We start from the raw sequence: 16,908 nt of genomic DNA, 5'->3' as shown, positions 1-16,908 counted from the left end.
GTCGGCCCCCTCCCGCACCGGCATCCGGACCGGGTGTCACCGTAGCGGCACCCACCGACACCGCGGGCCGGTCTGCGGGCCCGTCAACCCCTGTCTAGCAGACCGTGGCGGAACGGCCGGTGCGAACAACCGCGCCGGACACCACGGTCGCGGGCGTACGCCGCGACCACGGCGCTGGGCGACGACGACGGCGGACGACGGACGGTCCGCACGACACCGGCGCGGCCCGGCGCCGCCGACCCGCCCTGCTCAGCCCACCGGCAGGGCCGACGCCGGGCCGCTCCCGTTGCCCTTGCCGTCGCCCTTGTCCTTGACCTTGCCCTGGTCGTCGCCCTGGTCCTTGTCCTTGTCCTTGACCTTGCCCTGCCCGTTTCCGGGCTCGGCGGGGACGGGCGGCGGGGATGGCCTCCCGGCCCGTGCCGGTTCCTGGCAGTACGCCTCGACCTCGCCGACCCCGCCGGCCGCCTCGACCAGCGGGCGGAACGAGGGAGTGGTGAGCGCCTTCTCCCGCTGGGCCGGCTTCTTGGCCAGGTACGCCGCGCACAACCGGACCGCCTGCTCGTCCTGCTCGGGGCCGCCGGAGGACCGCTCGGGGTCGGGGCTCGGCGCCACGTCGGGTCGTGCGTCGGTGGAGGTGCTCTCGGCGGGGCGGGACTCCGGGCGGCCGGTGGCGGGCGTCGGGCTCACCGGGACGGGCGGCGCCGCCGCTTGCTCCAGGGTGACCGCGGCGAAGGCGACCCCGGCCGTCGCGGTGACGAGCAGGCCGGCGACCCAGGCCAGCGCGCCCGCGGTGAGTCGACGCCGCCGTGGCGCGCGGAGGGTCGTCGGCGTCGCGCGGGCCGCCCGAAAGGCCGCCAGCGCGGCCTGCTCCCCCTCGAGTTCGTGTGCACGGGCCGGCGCCGCCGCGGCGGCGAGCAGCTCCGCGAGCGGATCCGGCGGGCCGTCCGCCTCGGCCGGCTCGCCCGCCCGGGCCGCGTCGAGAAGCCGATCGGCCTCCGCGCGGTCGGCGAGCCGATCCGGCTCGCGACCGTCACTCATCCTGAATTCCCCCACGTCAACCATCCGCCGGTTCGGCACGCGGCGCTCGCGGACGCAACTCGCCGCGCGAGCGGGGCGGCGTCGCCCGCTCCGACATCACCGGGAACGGCTCCGTGCCGTGCTGCTCCAGCAGCGCGGCGAGCCGCCGCAACCCCCGGTGCGCGGCGGTACGCACCGCGCCCGCCCGACGACCGAGCACCCGGCCGGCGGTCTCGGCGTCGAGCCCGACCACCGCCCGCAGCAGGACGGCCTCCGCCTCCCGGGGCGGCAGGGTGGCGATCAGCGCGAGCGCGGCCTCGGTGCCGAGGCTCTCCCCGGCCCGCTCGGCGGTGTCCGCGTCCCCGGCCAGCTCGTTGAGCGCCTGCACCGGCACCGGTAGCGACGGGCGGCGACGCTGCCGACGCAGGTGGTCCATGGCCCGGTTGCGGGCGATGGTGATGGCCCAGGCACGGAACTCGCCGCCGGTGAAGCTGGGCAGATCCCGCGAGATCTGCAGCCAGGTCTCCGACGCGACGTCCTCCGCGTCCGCGCCCACCAGCGCCGTCACGTAGCGCAACAGTCCAGGTTGGATGCTCCGGTAGAGGAATCGGAAGGCCTCCTCGTCGCCGGAGCGCGCCTTCGCCACCGCCTCGCTCAGCTCCGCCGTCATGCCGTCGCCGGCCCTGGAGCAGCCGGTGGGCGGCATCGGTCCCCGCAGGCCGGCGAACGCCGTACCGGCCGGCTCTTGGACCGGGCCTCTCCCCGCACCTCTTCCCAGACCTCCGCTGCCCCTTGTTCCCGCGACCGCGGCGGCGCGGGCGACCTCTCCGGGCACCCCCCGGCGCTCGACGCCGACCCAAAGCCACACCGGCGTAGTCAGCGGGCCAACGCTAGGATCAGGCAACCGGAGCGACAAGCTAACGGCACGTCACAGAAGAGTGACAATTATCAACAGCGCAGCGCCGCGTGTCGGCGTAACACTTCGACGACCTCGGACGCTGCACCTCCTCCACCCCCGTCGGCGCGGCCGCCGGGCGGGTTCCCGGCAGGAAACGGACGCGCAGCGTGATCAATGCGTCACGCAGCGACGGCGAATCGGGCGTACGGCACCGGCCGCACGGCGGTGACCGCCCCGCACGCGGGACTGCGCCGTGCGTGCCCACCGACCCCTCTGGGTACGGTAATCCCGTGTTGTCATCGGAGGTCGTGCTCAGCGGTCGCTACCGCCTGGACGAACGCGTCGCCACCGGCGGCATGGGCGACGTCTGGCGGGGCACAGACCAGGTCCTCGGCCGGCAGGTCGCGGTGAAGGTTCTGCTGCCGTCGCTGGTCTCCGACCCCGATTTCATCGCCCGGTTCCGCGCCGAGGCGCGGATCATGGCCGCCCTGCGGCATCCCGGCATCGTGCAGGTCTTCGACTGCGGCGAGGACGAGCTCGCCGACGGTGGTCGGGCCGACTACCTGGTCATGGAGTTCGTCGACGGCGAGCCGCTCTCCAAGCGGATCGAGGCCGCCGGGAAGCTCGGCGTGGCCGAGACAATGTCGATCGTGGCGCAGGCGGCGCAGGCGCTGGCCGCCGCGCACCGCGGAGGCATCGTGCACCGCGACGTCAAGCCGAGCAACCTGCTCGTGCAGGAGGACGGCTCCGTCGTCCTGGTCGACTTCGGGGTGGCCCGGTCGACGAACGTCACGAGCATCACCAGTACGAACGCGGTGCCCGGCACGGCGCTCTACATGGCGCCCGAGCAGGCGGCCGGGCGACCGGTCAGTGGCGCCACCGACATCTACGCCCTCGGCGCGGTCACCTACTGCTGCCTCACCGGCACGCCCCCGTTCACCGGGGACAACCCGCTCCAGGTGGCGGTGCGGCACCTGGACGACGAGCCACCGGAGCTGCCGCACGACATCCCCGAGGCGGTCCGCGCCCTGGTCTCGCGCGCCCTGGCCAAGGATCCGGCCGAGCGGTTCAGCAGCGGCGCGGCGATGGCCGAGGCGGCGCGTACCGCGGTGACCGGTGACGCCGGGCCGACCGCCATGGTCTCGGTGACTCCGCTGCGCGGCGCCGGCCCGGACACCCAGCCGGAGCTCACCCCCGGCGCGCTGGTGGCCGATGGCCCGGCCCGGCGCGGGCGACCGGCGCTGCTGGGCGCCGCCGCGGCCGTGCTGGTCGGGCTGGTCGGGCTGGCCGCCGCGCTCGGCGCCACCAAGTACGCGGGGGACGCCCCGGCGGTGGAGCTCACCCCGACCACCCCGGCGGTCACACCGACCCAGAACACCGACCTGTCGATCGGCAACGAGGTGAAGCCCACCGACCCGGACCGGCCGGTGCGGCCGACCGCTCCCCGCACGAGCGCACCGGCCTCGACCAGCCCGAGCCAGAGCGCCCAGCCGAGCGACTCCGCCAGCCCGGAGTCGCCGAGCCCGACGCCGAGCGCTTCGGCGACCGGATCCCCTTCGACCAGCGTGTCGCCGGAGCCCACGGCCACGGATCCGAGCACCACGCCGACCACCCCGGACGGCGGGGACCCGCCGCTGGGTGGGAGGGAGTGACCGACCGGAGGCGGCCGACGGCCGGTTGACGGCGTCGGTTCGCCGGACGCACGACCAACCTCACCCGTCCCGATATCCCCAAACCGGACTTACGGCAGCAGACAGCGCCCTACGCTCCAAGCAGGTCTTTTCCCCCGTCTGCCCCAGGAGCTTGGGTGAGCGCTGAGAAGTTGGTCGTGATCGGCCAGGGTTACGTCGGACTACCACTCGCCATCCGGGCCGTCGAGGCCGGACTCGACGTGGTCGGGCTCGACGTCGACGGCGACCGGATCAAGCGGCTCGCCTCGGGTGAGTCCTTCGTGGAGGACATCAGCACCGACCGGCTCGGCCGCGCGCTGAGCACCGGGCGGTACCGGCCGAGCACCGAGTACCCGGACGCCGAGGGATTCGACATATGCGTGATCACGGTGCCCACTCCGCTGCGCGACGGCACGCCGGACCTCAGCTTCGTTGAGCAGGCCGGCATCGGCATCGGCCCGTACGTCCGGCCGGGCTGCACGGTCGTCCTGGAGTCCACCACCTACCCCGGCACCACCGAGGAGCTGCTGCGGCCGCTGCTCGAGTCGGCGAGCGGTCTGCGCAGCCCCGGCGACTTCCACCTGGGCTACAGCCCGGAGCGGATCGACCCGGGCAACCCCACCTGGCGCCTGGAGAACACCGCGAAGGTGGTCTCCGGCGTGGACGCCGAGTCGCTGGCCCGGGTCGACGACTTCTACCGGCGGATCGTCGAGCGTACGGTGCCCGTCGACTCGACCCGGGTGGCCGAGCTGACCAAGCTGATCGAGAACACCTTCCGCCAGGTCAACATCGCTCTGATCAACGAGCTGACCATGCTCTCGCACCACCTGGAGATCGACGTCTGGCAGGCGATCGAGGCCGCCGAGACGAAACCCTTCGGATTCATGCCGTTCCGGCCGGGCCCCGGGGTGGGCGGGCACTGCCTGCCGATCGACCCGTGTTACCTGTCCTGGCAGGTGAAGCGGCGGTTGGGCCGGCAGTTCCGCTTCATCGAGCTGGCCAACGACGTGAACCACGAGATGCCCGAGCACGTGACGCAGCGGGTGATGGCCGGGTTGAACCGGCGCGGCCGCGCGATCAGCGGATCCCGGCTGCTGCTGCTCGGGCTCGCGTACAAGCGGAACACCGGCGACATGCGCGACTCCCCCGCGGTCGACGTGGCCCAGCGGTTGCAGGCGCTGGGCGCGGAGGTGCGCGCCGTGGAGCCGTACGCCGAACCGCACCACATTCCCGGCGGGGTGGCCGTCGTGAGCCTCACCGAACGGGAGGTCCGGGAGGCGGACGCGGTGATCGTGGTGACCGACCACGACGTGTTCGACTACGACCTGGTCACCCGGCACGCCCGCTACGTCTTCGACTCCCGTAACCGCTGCGCCGGCGACGTGGTCGAGCGGTTGTAGACCGGCACCGCCGGTGCGGTCGGCGTCAACGACGACGGGACCGCACCGGCGCTGTCACAGGTCGGCGAGCGCCTCCACCACCGGCCGGGCCAGCGCACGGCGTGCGGGCAGCACCGAGGCGAGCAACGCCGCCACCACCGCGACCGCGAGGATCAGGCCGAGCTGGCCGACCGGCAGGACCAGGTGGAAGTCCCCACCCAGGCGGTCCAGCATCGCCATCGCCGCGGCGCTCACCCCGGTGCCGAGCGCGAGCCCGAGCAGGGCCCCGACGGCCGCCATGAGCGTCGCCTCGACGGCGAGCATGACCCGCATCCGCCCCCGGGTGAGCCCCACCGCGCGCAGCACGGCGTTCTCCCGGGTGCGCTCCAGGACCGAGAGGCTCAGCGTGTTCGCGACGCCGACCAGGGCGATCACCACCGCCAACCCGAGCAGCGCGGTGACGAGCGCGAGCACCATGTCCACGGTGCCGGTGAGCATCTTCTTGTACGCGGCCTGGTCCATCAGGTTCACCGTCGGATACCCGGCGAGCACCGACTCGATCGCGCCCCGCGCCCGGCCGGCGTCCACACCGTCTGCCGGATCGATCTCCGCGAGGTAGCCGCGCTCGGCGGGGAAGATCGCACTGAAGTCGGCGTCGGTCATGTCGATCATGTGTCCGGCGGACGCCCCACTGCCGGCCGCGGGCCGACTCTCGTCGTCCACCACGGCCGCGACCCGGAACGTCCGGCTCCCGACGGTGACCTGGTCGCCCACGGTCCAACCGCGCGCCGCGGCCAACTCCCGGTGCACCAGCACCGTGCCCGGACCGAACGCGCCCAGCTCACCGGCCGTCGCGGTGAGCGTCCGGCCGACCAGCGCGGGGTGGGCGGCACGCACCTCGATTCCAGCGGTCACCTCGGCCCGCTGCTCGTGCACGACACCGAGCTCAGGACGGGCGGTCAGCGCCGCGGCGAGCCCGGCGGGCAGGTCTCCGCCGATCCCGGTGACCACGTAGTCCACCCCGATCTGGGCGTCCACGCTGCGCTCGATGCCGTCCTTGGTGCTGTGCGCGCCGACCACGAAGGCCGACACCAGGCCGATGCCGATCACCAGGGCGGTGCTGGTCGCCGCGATCCGTCGCGGGTTGCGCACGGCGTTCGCCACGGCCAGCCCGGCGGTCGCCCCGATCAGCCGGCGCAGCGGCCAGCCGACGACCCTCGCCAGCGCCGGCACGAGCAGCGGTCCGAAGAGGACGATGCCGAAGAAGGCGAGCACGCCACCCAACGCCACCAGGACGAACTGGCCGGCGACGGCCGCACCGACAAGCGCGGCGATTCCCGCGAGCAGCACCAGCGCGCCGGCGGCGAGCCGGAGCCGACCGGCCCGCCGGGTGGACTGCACGGCGGCGTCAGTGAGCGCGGCGACCGGCGCGACCCGGGTGCCGTGCCAGGCCGGCAGCAACGACGCGCCGACAGTCAGCAGCACGCCGAGGAGCACACTGACCAGCACGGTTCCCGGGGCCAGGGTGATCGAAGCACCGATCGGGGCGGTCGTCCGGGACAGCAACGCCGCCAGCCCCGCGGCCAGGCCGGCGCCGAGCAGCACACCGAGCGCGGAGGCGACCAGGCCGACCACCGCCGACTCCAGCACGGTTGCCAGGAAGACCTGCCTCCGGGTGGCGCCGACCACCCGCAGCAGCGCCGTCTGACGGGTGCGCTGGGCCAGCACGATCGCGAAGGTGTTCGCGATGACGAAGCCGGCCACCACGACGGCGACGGCGGCGAAGGTGAGCAGCGCCATCGTGAACTGGCGGGCGTCGCGGACCGCGTCCTCGACCGCGTCGTCGAGGATCTGCTGGCGGGTCTTCACCGCCGCACCCGGGCCGGCGGCGGCGGCCAGACGGCCGATCAACGCCGCCGCGTCGGTACCGGGACGGGTGGCCACCATGATCCTCCCGTACCCCTGCATCCCGGTCACCGCCAGCGCGTCCGAGCCGACCATCCCGATGAACGGCCCACCGACATCGCGGGTGGTGCGCGCCACGTCGACCGTTCCGACCAGGGTGTACGGGCGGGCGGCAGCGACGCCGCCGATGCGTACCGGCGCGTCGAGGGCGAACCCCTCCCGCGCCACCGTCGGCGCGTCGAGCACCACCTCACCCGGTCGGTCCGGCAGCCGGCCGGCGACCACGTCGTACGAACGCAGCGCCGGATCGGTGGGGACGGCGGCCAGGACGGCGTAGCCGAGCACGGGTCGGCCGTCCGAGCCGACGACCCCGCCGGTGCCCACCAACTCGCCCTCGGCGGCGATCACCCCGTCGACCGCGCGGACCCGGTCGACAGTGGCGGGCGAGAGGGTGTTCCTCTCCCCGTACACACCGGCGTCGGTGTGCCGGTCGAAGGTGCCGGCCCGCTCGTACGCGCCGTCGGTCATGGCGTCGTTGAGGATCAGCGTGCCGGCGATGAACGCGACGCCGAGCACGACGGCCAGCGTGGAGAGCAGCCTCCGCAGCGCCTCGGCGCGCAGTGAACGCAGGGTCAGACCCAACATCCCGGTCACCGCCCCACCGAGCGGGCCCGGACGGCGCCGGCCGGGTCGAGACCGGCGAGCGCGTCGAGCACCTGCTCGGCGGTGGGGGCCGCGAGGTCATGGACCAGACGGCCGTCGGCGAGCAGCACCACCCGGTCGGCGTGCCCGGCGGCCACCGGGTCGTGAGTCACCATGATCACGCTCTGACCGAGGGTGTCGACGGCCTCCCGGAGCAGGCGCAACACGTCCGCGCCGGCACGGGAGTCGAGGTTGCCGGTCGGCTCGTCCGCGAAGATCACCCACGGGCGGGTGATCAGGGCGCGGGCGATCGCGACCCGCTGCTGCTGGCCGCCGGAGAGCTCGGCGGGCCGGTGCCGCAGGCGGTCGGTGAGTCCCACGGCCGCCACCACCTGGCGCAGCCAGGTCGCGTCGGGGCGCCGTCCGGCGATGGCCAGCGGCAGGACGATGTTCTCCTCGGCGGTCAGTGCGGGCAGCAGGTTGAACTTCTGGAAGACGAAGCCGACCCGGTCGCGGCGCAGCAGGGTGAGCCGCCGGTCGTCGAGGCGGTCGAGGTCGACGTCGCCGATCCGCACCGAGCCCGCGCTGGGCCGGTCCAGCCCGGCCAGGCAGTGCAGCAGCGTGGACTTGCCGGAGCCCGACGGGCCCATGATGGCGGTGAACCGGCCGACAACAAAATCCAGGTCGACGCCGTCGAGGGCGACGACGGCGGACGGGCCGTCGCCGTACCGCTTGCTCAGGGCGCGGGCGCTGACCGCGGCGCCGCCGGAGCCGGACCGCTGGTCGGCGACGGCGGGTACGGGAGATGAGACGCGCAACGTGTTGCTCCCGGTGGAGAGGGACGTTCTGACCTCTCCGACGCTATGGACCGGGTGGCCGGAGCGGCTCCACCCGCACGCTCGACCTCGGTACGCCCCGGGTCGCCCCTGATCGGGGTGACCCGTACGACTCAGGTCGTACGGGTCTCCGCGCCCGGTACGACCAGCCCGCTCTCGTACGCGAGGACCACCGCCTGCACCCGGTCCCGGAGCTGGAGCTTGGCGAGGATGCGCCCCACGTGGGTCTTCACGGTGGCCTCCGCGACGTGCACCCGGCCGGCGATCTCCGCATTGGAGAGCCCCTGCGCGACCAGCAGCAGGATCTCCCGTTCCCGCTCGGTGAGCTGACTCATCCGGGGATCCTCGGTGGGGCCGGAGCCGAGCTGGTCGGCGAACCGGTCGAGCAGCCGCCGGGTGATCGACGGCGCGACCACCGAGTCGCCCTCGGCGACCACCCGGATCGCCGCGAGCAGCTCCTCCGGCGGCACGTTCTTGAGCAGGAAGCCGCTCGCGCCCGCCCGGAGCGCGGCGAAGGCGTCCGCCTCGGTGTCGAACGTCGTCAGCACGAGCACCCGTGGCGGGCCCGGCGGACGCCCGGCACAGAGCCGCCGGGTCGCCTCGACGCCGTCCATCGTCGGCATCCGGATGTCCATCACCACCACATCGGCCGCGACCCGATCTAGCACCCGCAGCGCGTCCGCGCCGTCGATGGCCTCACCGACCACCTCCAGGTCGGGCTGCGAGTCGAGCACCATCCGGAATCCGGCGCGCACCAACGCCTGGTCGTCGACGATCACCACTCGAATCGTCATGCCGCGATCACCTCCGTCGTCCCGGCGCCCGACGGTAGCGGCAGTCGCACCTCGACCCGCCAGCCCCCGGCCAGCCGGGCCCCGGCGCTGAGGGTGCCGTCGTAGACCCCGACCCGCTCCCGCATGCCGATCAGCCCGTGACCGCCGGAGGGCGCCGGGTTCACGACCGGCCGGCCCTGCCCGTCGTCGACCACCCGGACGACCACGACGTCCGGGCCGTACTCGAGGGTCAGCTCCACCTCGGCCCCGACCCCGGCGTGCTTGAGCGCGTTGGTCAGCGCCTCCTGTGCGACCCGGTAGACGGTGAGCTCCAGCCCGGGCGGGAGCGCCGTCGGCTCGCCGCTGACGGTGTCGCGAACCCGCAGGCCGGCGGCGCGGAACCGGTCGAGCAGGGCGGGCAGCTCGGTGAGGGCGAGCCGTCTGCGCTCCGGGTCGCCGGCCACCGCCTCGCCGTCCGGGCCGGCCCGTCCGGCGAGCGCGGGCGCCGGCTCCGGCGGGTCGGTCTCCCGCAGCACGCCGACCAGGCGCCGCATCTCCTCCAGCGCCTGCCGGCCGGTGTCGGCGACCACCTTCACCGCCTGCCGGGCGGTCTCCGGGTCCCGGTCGAGCATGAACCGGGCGCCGTCCGCCTGGACGATCATGACGGCCATGCTGTGCGCCACCACGTCGTGCAGCTCCCGGGCGATCCGGGTGCGCTCGCCGGCGACCGCGGCGCGCGCCTCGGCCTCCCGTTCCCGCTCCAGGGTGGTGGCCCGCTCCTCGAGGCTGATCACATAGAGCCGGCGGGTACGCACGTTCAGCCCGACGAGCCAGGTCGCGGCGGTGACCAGCGTGAAGTAGACGGCGGCGGCCCACCAGGGCCCGCCGCCGCGCACCTGGAGCGATGCGAGTACCGCGCCGGTCGCGGCGGCGAGTCCGGCGAGCACCGCGTCCCGGAGCCGGTCGGCGTACTTGACGACGCTGTAGAGGGCGACGAGCACCGCGAAGTCGAACGGAAGCGGCCCCCAGTCGGCGATCAGCTGGACCACTCCGAGCGCGCCGACGACGACGGCCACGGCCGAGGGGTGCGACCGGCGGAACAGCAGTGCGACCGCCATCCCCGTGCCGAGCAGGGCCGCCGGCCAGCCGCCGGGCTGGGACGCCGCCGCCACGACCGCGATCAGCACGACCAGCCCGGCGACGAAGACGTCGAAGGCGATGGCGCGCAGCGGGCGGCCGAGGATCGTACTCGTCACGGTCACCCAGGGTACGCGTCCGAGCGCGCATCGACCGGAGTCGCGGCCCTGGCCCGGGCGGTCAACCGGCGAGGATCTCGCGCATCCGGCCGATCTCCACGGTCTGTTCGGTGGCCACGGAGTTGGCGAACTCGTTCAGCTGCTGGTCGGCTCCGACGGTGAGCAGGTTGGTGGCCATCTCGATGGCCCCCTCGTGGTGCTCGGTCATCATCTTCACGAAGAGCTGATCGAAGTCGGCGCCGCGGGCGTCGGTCAGCTGCCGCATCGCCTCCGGCGTCTGCATGCCGCGCATCGTCCCGTGGTCGTGGCCCGCGACGTCGGCGGAGAGGCCACGGTTCTGCAACCAGGCCCGCATGAGACCGATCTCCGGGTCCTGGCTCGCCTGGATCCGGTCGGCGATCGCGCGTACGCCCGGGTCGGCGGCCCGGTCGGGCGCGAGCCGGGCCATCTCCAGCGCCTGCGCGTGGTGCGGAATCATCATCCGGACGAACCAGACGTCCATCTCGTTGTGCGGGGTCGAGCCGACACCCCGGACCTCACCGGGGGCGCGGGTGACGGCCGGCTCCCCCGGCCGGCCGGGCATGATGACCGTCGCGTCGGTCGGCGCGGGGCTACCCGGCGTCGAGCCGGTCGGCGCGGCGGCCGGGCGGGTGGCCGGGCCCGAGTCGTCGTTGGCGGCGAACACGACCCAGGCGACCAGTGGCAGGGCGAGCGCCAATGTGACGGCCGCCAGGACCCGGGCACGTCGACCGGTCATGAGCCACTCCCTGAGATCGAGGTCACCGCGATGCTATCCACTGAGGAACGAACATCGATGTGACGCGCATCACATCGATGTCCATCACGCGGCTGTAGGGTGTCCACAATCATCACTCCCGTGCGAAGGGTCTCGCCGATGACCAGAATCCCCAAGCCACGCTTACGACAGCTACGGATCGTGAGCATCGCCGCGGCCGGCCTCCTCACCGCCAGCCTCCTCGTCGCGCCGCCGAGCAGCGCGCAGGTGGTGCCGGCGGCCCAGGCGGCTCCGGCGGCGGCCACCAACACCATCCCCGGCGTCGACGAGATCGTCAGCAGCCCCAACCTGCGCCTTCTCACCAACCTGCCCAAGGTCGCCCCGCTGGACGGCACGAACAGCGACCTCGCCTTCCAGGGCAAGTACGCCTTCGCCGGCAACTACAACGGGTTCGTCACCTACGACATCTCCCGGCCCAGCTCGCCGCGGGTCGTGTCGCGGGTGCTCTGCCCGGGGTCGCAGAACGACATCTCCGTCTACGGTGACCTGCTCTTCCTCTCCACCGACTCGTCCCGCAGCGACGACTCCTGCAACAGCGCGGCGCAGGGTGCCGACGTGAAGTCGTCGTGGGAGGGCATCAAGATCTTCGACATCAAGAACAAGGCCAACCCGCGCTACATCAAGTCGGTGGAGACGGCCTGCGGCTCGCACACCCACACGCTGGTGCCCGGCAAGGACAAGAAGTCCGTCTACCTGTACGTCTCGTCGTACAGCCCCCGGGCCACCTTCCCGGATTGCCAGCCGCCGCACGACTCGATCTCGATCATCAAGGTGCCGGTGAAGAAGCCGACCCAGGCGGCCGTGGTCGCCACGCCGAACCTCTTCCCGGACGGCGGCTTCGAGGGCAGCGAGACCGGCTCGGCGACGACCGGTTGCCACGACATCACCGCCTACCCGTCGCGGGACCTCGCCGCCGGGGCCTGCATGGGTGACGGCATCCTGATGGACATCCGCGACCGCGAGGCTCCGCGGGTGATCAACCGGGTGCGCGACACCACCAACTTCGCGTTCTGGCACTCGGCCACGTTCAACAACTCCGGCACCAAGGTCGTCTTCACCGACGAGCTGGGTGGCGGCGGCGCGGCCACCTGCAACGAGGAGGTCGGCCCGAACCGGGGCGCGGACGCCATCTTCGACATCACCGGTCGCGGTGACCACCGCAAGATGAACTTCCGCAGCTACTTCAAGATCCCGCGGGTCAACGCCGACACCGAGAACTGCGTGGCGCACAACGGCTCGCTGATCCCGGTGCCCGGCAAGGACATCATGGTCCAGGCGTGGTACCAGGGCGGCATCTCGGTCTGGGACTTCACCAACTCGGCCCAGCCCAAGGAGATCGCCTTCTGGGAGCGCGGTCCGATCTCGAACGAGGAGATGATCGGCGGCGGTAGCTGGTCCGCGTACTACTACAACGGCCACATCTACTCGAACGACCTGTTTAAGGGCTTCGACGTGCTGAAGCTCAGCGACTGGCGCACCTGGCCGGCCGAGCTGGTCCGGTACAAGGAGCTCAACGTGCAGAGCCAGCCCAGCTACCTGGGCGGCTGGTAGGCACCGCTGCGCGGCACCGCCCACGGGCGAGCGAGAAGGGCCCGGTCCCCGAAAGATGGGGGCCGGGCCCACTCGCGTGTCGAGCGGATACGCGTCGGCGGGCGGCGCCGACCGCTCAGCCGACCGTCAGGTCGTACCGCCGCTCGGCGCCGCCGGCCGTGACCAGCCGCACCTCGCCGCTGCGCAGGCCGTACGTCACCGACCAGCGGGTGTGGGCCTGCCGGACGCCGGTCAGCACCCGGAAGGCCGCGGTGGCGTCGGCCACCCCACCGGATTCGGTCATCGCCCGGTGGATCAGGTCGTACCGACGGTCGGCGCGGCGCTTCTCCTCGGGAATCCCGATGAGCGGCACATTCGTCAACGCCTGCCAGCTGCCCTGGCCCCGCTCGACCCGCATCTGGCCGTCCACGAACTCGATCACGGCCGACGCGCCGGTGGCGTCGCCCACCAGGTAGTGCAGCGCCGGGCCGCCGGAGAAGTCGAGGTTGTGCGCGGTGAAGACGGCGATCGCCTCGTCGACGGTGGCCGCCCGGTCGAGTACCAGGCGCAGGATGCGCACCGAGCCGACGGTCGGCTTGCCCGGTACGGGATCGGCCCGCGCCGCGTCGTCGGCCGCCAGCCCCACGGCCAGGCCACGCTCGTTCATCCCGTCGAACGGCAGCAGCGGCGCATTCAACAGCCGCCGGTCGCCGCTCAGCTCGGCACCGACGCCCAGGTACGACAGGTCCACCAGCGAGATCGACGCGTACCCCTGCGGCGGGTCGGTGCGCAGCACCATCGCCGGGTTCGGATCCCAGTCGAAGTTGCGGGCGAAGAGGGGTCGGCTCCGGTCACCGGCCGCCACGAAGAGCGAGCAGCCGAACGGGCTGGCCGGCGCGGCGTCGGTGCCGACGGTGGCGTCGTACGACCCGACGTAGTTCATCTCGTAGAGCGGCAGGTCGTCGACCCGGCGCAGGCTGGCCAGGGTCTCTTCCACCTGGCCGGCGTCCTGCCGTGAGGCGGTCGGCGTGCCGGTGGGGGTGGGCCCGGACGTCGACGTCTCCGACGGCGTCGAGCAGGCGGTGAGCACGAGCAGCAGGGCCAGGGTGGCGGCCGGTAGAGTCCTCCGCATATCCACAGGACGCTATGCGTCGGGCGCACGCCTGTCCATGGGCCGGACCGCCCGGACGCGCGGACCCACCAGCCAGGCGGCGTCCAGCCGATCGGCAGCACACACCCGGTAACGGGCGGCACCCCGCCGGATGTGCGAATATTGCCCGCCGTGACCCTCACGGCCCCCGCACCGCCCACCCCGACCGGCACCGGCCGGCGGTGGCGGCCCCACCCCCTGGACGTGGTGGCGGTCCTCCTGGCGCTGGCCGGCGCGGGCTGCGCGGCGAGCGGGCTGTTGCCACACGCGGAGACCTCCGCCACGCTGCACCGGATCGCGCCGTTGCTGGTCTTCCTCGGCACCGTGGTGGTGCTGGCCGAGCTGACCTCGGTCGCCGGGGTCTTCGACGTGCTCGGCACCCGACTCGCGATCGCGGCCCGGGGGCGCTGGTCGCTGCTCTTCCTGCTCTGCGTGGCCTTCGCCACGGTGACCACCGTCACCTTGAACCTGGACACCACGGCGGTGCTGCTCACCCCGGTGATGCTCGCCCTGGCGCGAAGCCTGCGGGTCGCGCCGACCGCCCTGGCGGTGACCACCGTCTGGCTCGCCAACACGGCCAGTCTCCTGCTGCCGGTGTCGAACCTGACCAACCTGCTCGCCGCCGACCGGCTCGGACTGAACCCGGTCGGCTTCGCCGGCCGGATGTGGCTGCCGCAGCTCGCCGCCGTCACGGTCACCGCGCTCCTGCTCTGGTTCGCCTGGTGGCGTCGGGACCGACCGCCGGGGGGCCGCTTCGATCCGCCGCCCCGTCGCCCACCGGCCGACCCGGTGCTGTTCCGGACGGCCGTCGCCGCCTGCGTGCTCTTCGTCGTCGGCGTGCTGGCCGAGGTGGAGCTCGCGATCGTGTCGACCGTCGCCGCCGTCGTGGTGCTGGCCGGCTTCGCGCTGCGCGCCCCGCACCGGCTGCACGCCCGACTCTTCCCCTGGCGGCTGCTGCTCATGGTCAGCGGCCTGTTCCTGGTGGTACAGACGCTCGGCCAGTGGGGCCTGGACACGCTGGTCGCAGGGCTGCTCGGGGCGGGCGACGGTCCCGCCGCACTGCTGCGGGCCGGTGGCACCGGGGCGCTCCTGGCCAACGGGGTGAACAACCTGCCCGCGTACCTCGCCGGCGAGTCCGTGTTGTCCCACGACTCCCCGACGCGGCTGCTGGCCCTGCTGATCGGCACGAACGCCGGGCCGCTCGCCGTGCCGTGGGCCTCGGTGGCGACCCTGCTCTGGTTCGAGCGGTGCCGCTCGCATGGGGTCACGGTGTCGCTACCCCGCTTCCTGCTCACCGGCGCCCTGCTCGCCCTGACCGGCACCGCCGCGGCCGTCGGCGCGCTGCTGCTGACCTGAGCGACGCGACGCCACCGGGCCACCGGGCCACCGGGCCACCGGGCCACCGGGCCACCGGGCCACCGGGCCACCGGGCCACCGGGCCACCGGGCCACCGGGCCACCGGGCCACCGGGCCACCGGGCCACCGGGCCACCGGGCCACCGGGCCGATTATCAGCACGAGGTCGATACCTCAGAGGCATAGATATGCCCCTGAGGTATCAACCTCGTCGCGATCCGCTCGACGAGGCGAACGGTGGCCGGCACGTCGGCTCGCTGTGGTGGTACTCAAGCCCGACGAGCAGGGCCACGTCCGCCGTCCGCCGCTCGCCGCTCTCCGCTCTCCGCTCGCCGAAGGCGGGGTGGGGTCGGCCGAGCGGGACCGGCTGGGCGCAGGCACGGTTCGCGTGACGCCCGCGCCGGTCACTCCTCGGCGCGGTCGACGGCGAACATGTAGCAGCCGTGCACCACGTTGCGGCTGTGTAGTTGACGCACGGCCGGGTCGGCGAGCAGCTCGGCGATCACCGACTCCGGGTCACCGCCGTCGTGACGCCGGCCGTCGTGGATGTGGCCCCGCCGGTCGTACGCCCGTAGGACCTGCCCCCGCCCCCGCCAGGCCGCCGGATAGGAGCCGGTCGACTCCGGCCCGGAGCAGGGCAGGGCGTGGGCGAAGACCGGGCCGATCTCCCGGTAGGGGCCGGCGGCGACCGGCGGTGCGTACCCGAAGAGCAGCAGCTCCTCCCCCGGCTCGGCGTCGCGCAGGCAGCAGCGCAGCGGTTCCCCACCGGCGGCGGTGGCGGCCTCGACCGGCCGGCCGGCGGCGTCCCGGCGGGTACGGCGTACGGCGTCGAGCAGGTCGGCGGGGAGCGGGCGGATGACGAAGCGGATCAGAGCGGTCACCTGCCCAGCCTGGTCCGCCTCCGGCGGGAATGCTGGCGGAGATCGGACCTCGACCAGGGCGAGCATCCGCTCAGCCGGAGCGCGGGGCCCCGTCACCGCCGTGGGTACGACGCGTGAACACCAGCCGGCGCACCACCTTCGCCGCGTTCCACCCGGACCCGGAGCTGTCCCGCACCGCGGCACGGCCGAGCAGCGCGGCCTCGTCCGGATCGTCGATCGCGGACAGTCGCTCGCCGACGGTGAGCAGGTCCACGTGGGGACGCAGCCGGACGTGGCCGTCGGCGTCCGCCCAGCCGTGGTGTCCGGGCGGCACCTCGTTGATCGGCACGGCGTACCGGACCAGCGCCTTGGCCTCGGAGGCCAGGTGCAGGCAGCCGGGCTCACGGGCCCAGTACAGCGGCTTCCCGCCGAGCGGGTCGCGGGCCAGGTACGCGCGACCGGTGGACCGATCCACCACGACGAAGGCGTACTCGCCGCCCAGCCGGTGCACGGCGTCGGCACCCCAGCGCTCGAAGGCGGCCAGCACCACCTCGGTGTCGCTGTCACCGCGGAAGACCTGACCGAGCCGGCTCAGCTCGGCGCGCAGCTGCCGATGGTTGAAGATCTCGCCGTAGTAGCAGAGCAGCCAGCGCTCGTCGGCGGAGGTCCACGGCCGCACCGCCCGCTCCCGGTCCACCACGCGCGGGCGGCGGACCCCGGCGAGCAGGCCGCCCTCGTACCGGGCCTCAGTCACCGCGCCCAGCGGCGCGAGCACGGCGAGCGTCCGGCGGAAGACCACCGGATCCGCATCCGGGCCGATGCTCAGGGCGATGCCGCACAT

13 protein-coding genes and 1 pseudogene are annotated in these 16,908 nt (G+C 73.5%); 4 read left to right on the top strand and 10 right to left on the bottom strand.

The annotated features are described in order from the left end of the window. Nucleotides 1-249: 249 nt before the first annotated feature. Together D7147_RS26115 and D7147_RS26110 are read right to left on the bottom strand one after the other, a co-directional pair. Nucleotides 250-1,038, bottom strand: coding sequence for a hypothetical protein (locus tag D7147_RS26115; RefSeq protein WP_199734272.1), 789 nt, complete (start codon nt 1,036-1,038; stop codon nt 250-252). Between the two features lie 16 nt (nt 1,039-1,054). Continuing rightward, on the bottom strand, nt 1,055-1,687 hold the full coding sequence (locus D7147_RS26110; protein ID WP_120682235.1) for an RNA polymerase sigma factor: 633 nt from the start codon (nt 1,685-1,687) through the stop codon (nt 1,055-1,057). A 518-nt stretch (nt 1,688-2,205) separates the two neighbouring features. On the opposite strand from D7147_RS26110, the gene D7147_RS26105 reads away from it, so the two are divergent. Together D7147_RS26105 and D7147_RS26100 are read left to right on the top strand one after the other, a co-directional pair. Continuing rightward, nucleotides 2,206-3,567: a serine/threonine-protein kinase gene (locus tag D7147_RS26105; protein ID WP_199716854.1), complete on the top strand. Its 1,362-nt coding sequence runs from the start codon at nt 2,206-2,208 to the stop codon at nt 3,565-3,567. Nucleotides 3,568-3,722: 155 nt separating this feature from the next. Further along, a complete protein-coding gene (locus D7147_RS26100; RefSeq protein WP_120682231.1) occupies nt 3,723-4,985 on the top strand; it encodes a nucleotide sugar dehydrogenase in 1,263 nt (420 codons plus the stop codon). 54 nt (nt 4,986-5,039) lie between these two features. On the opposite strand, the gene D7147_RS26095 is transcribed toward D7147_RS26100, so the two are convergent. The 5 genes from D7147_RS26095 to D7147_RS26075 form a co-directional block, all read right to left on the bottom strand. Next, nucleotides 5,040-7,514 carry an ABC transporter permease gene (locus tag D7147_RS26095; RefSeq protein ID WP_120682229.1) on the bottom strand — a complete coding sequence of 825 codons (2,475 nt, stop codon included), beginning with the start codon at nt 7,512-7,514 and terminating at the stop codon, nt 5,040-5,042. 5 nt (nt 7,515-7,519) lie between these two features. Further along, nucleotides 7,520-8,329: an ABC transporter ATP-binding protein gene (locus tag D7147_RS26090; RefSeq protein WP_120682227.1), complete on the bottom strand. Its 810-nt coding sequence runs from the start codon at nt 8,327-8,329 to the stop codon at nt 7,520-7,522. Nucleotides 8,330-8,460: 131 nt separating this feature from the next. Further along, nucleotides 8,461-9,141, bottom strand: a complete 681-nt coding sequence (locus tag D7147_RS26085) for a response regulator (RefSeq protein WP_120682225.1) — start codon at nt 9,139-9,141, stop codon at nt 8,461-8,463. Next, complete coding sequence (locus D7147_RS26080) at nt 9,138-10,382, bottom strand: sensor histidine kinase (RefSeq protein WP_120682223.1); 1,245 nt, start codon at nt 10,380-10,382, stop codon at nt 9,138-9,140. Before D7147_RS26080 ends, D7147_RS26085 begins: the two co-directional genes overlap by 4 nt. A 55-nt stretch (nt 10,383-10,437) precedes the next feature. Next, nucleotides 10,438-11,133: a DUF305 domain-containing protein gene (locus tag D7147_RS26075; RefSeq protein WP_120682221.1), complete on the bottom strand. Its 696-nt coding sequence runs from the start codon at nt 11,131-11,133 to the stop codon at nt 10,438-10,440. Nucleotides 11,134-11,271: 138 nt separating this feature from the next. Between D7147_RS26075 and D7147_RS26070 the strand changes: the two genes are divergently transcribed. Continuing rightward, entirely contained in the window at nt 11,272-12,723 is a 1,452-nt protein-coding gene (locus tag D7147_RS26070) for an LVIVD repeat-containing protein (protein WP_120682219.1), read from the top strand. A 115-nt stretch (nt 12,724-12,838) separates the two neighbouring features. Here the strand turns inward: D7147_RS26070 and D7147_RS26065 are convergent, their stop codons facing one another. Next, nucleotides 12,839-13,834, bottom strand: coding sequence for a carcinine hydrolase/isopenicillin-N N-acyltransferase family protein (locus D7147_RS26065; RefSeq protein ID WP_120682217.1), 996 nt, complete (start codon nt 13,832-13,834; stop codon nt 12,839-12,841). 150 nt (nt 13,835-13,984) lie between these two features. On the opposite strand from D7147_RS26065, the gene D7147_RS26060 reads away from it, so the two are divergent. After that, a complete protein-coding gene (locus tag D7147_RS26060; protein ID WP_120682214.1) occupies nt 13,985-15,208 on the top strand; it encodes an ArsB/NhaD family transporter in 1,224 nt (407 codons plus the stop codon). Nucleotides 15,209-15,611: 403 nt separating this feature from the next. On the opposite strand, the gene D7147_RS26055 is transcribed toward D7147_RS26060, so the two are convergent. Together D7147_RS26055 and D7147_RS26050 are read right to left on the bottom strand one after the other, a co-directional pair. Beyond that, complete coding sequence (locus D7147_RS26055) at nt 15,612-16,088, bottom strand: DUF1203 domain-containing protein (RefSeq protein ID WP_233563469.1); 477 nt, start codon at nt 16,086-16,088, stop codon at nt 15,612-15,614. A gap of 163 nt (nt 16,089-16,251) precedes the next feature. Further along, a pseudogene (locus tag D7147_RS26050) lies at nt 16,252-16,908 on the bottom strand (asparagine synthetase B); the annotation flags it as partial.

It is taken from the genome of Micromonospora musae, from assembly GCF_003626545.1.
GTDB lineage: Bacteria > Actinomycetota > Actinomycetes > Mycobacteriales > Micromonosporaceae > Micromonospora > Micromonospora musae.
The sequence above is the reverse complement of the archived record's forward strand: the minus strand, read 5'-3'. Positions and strand labels throughout refer to the sequence as shown.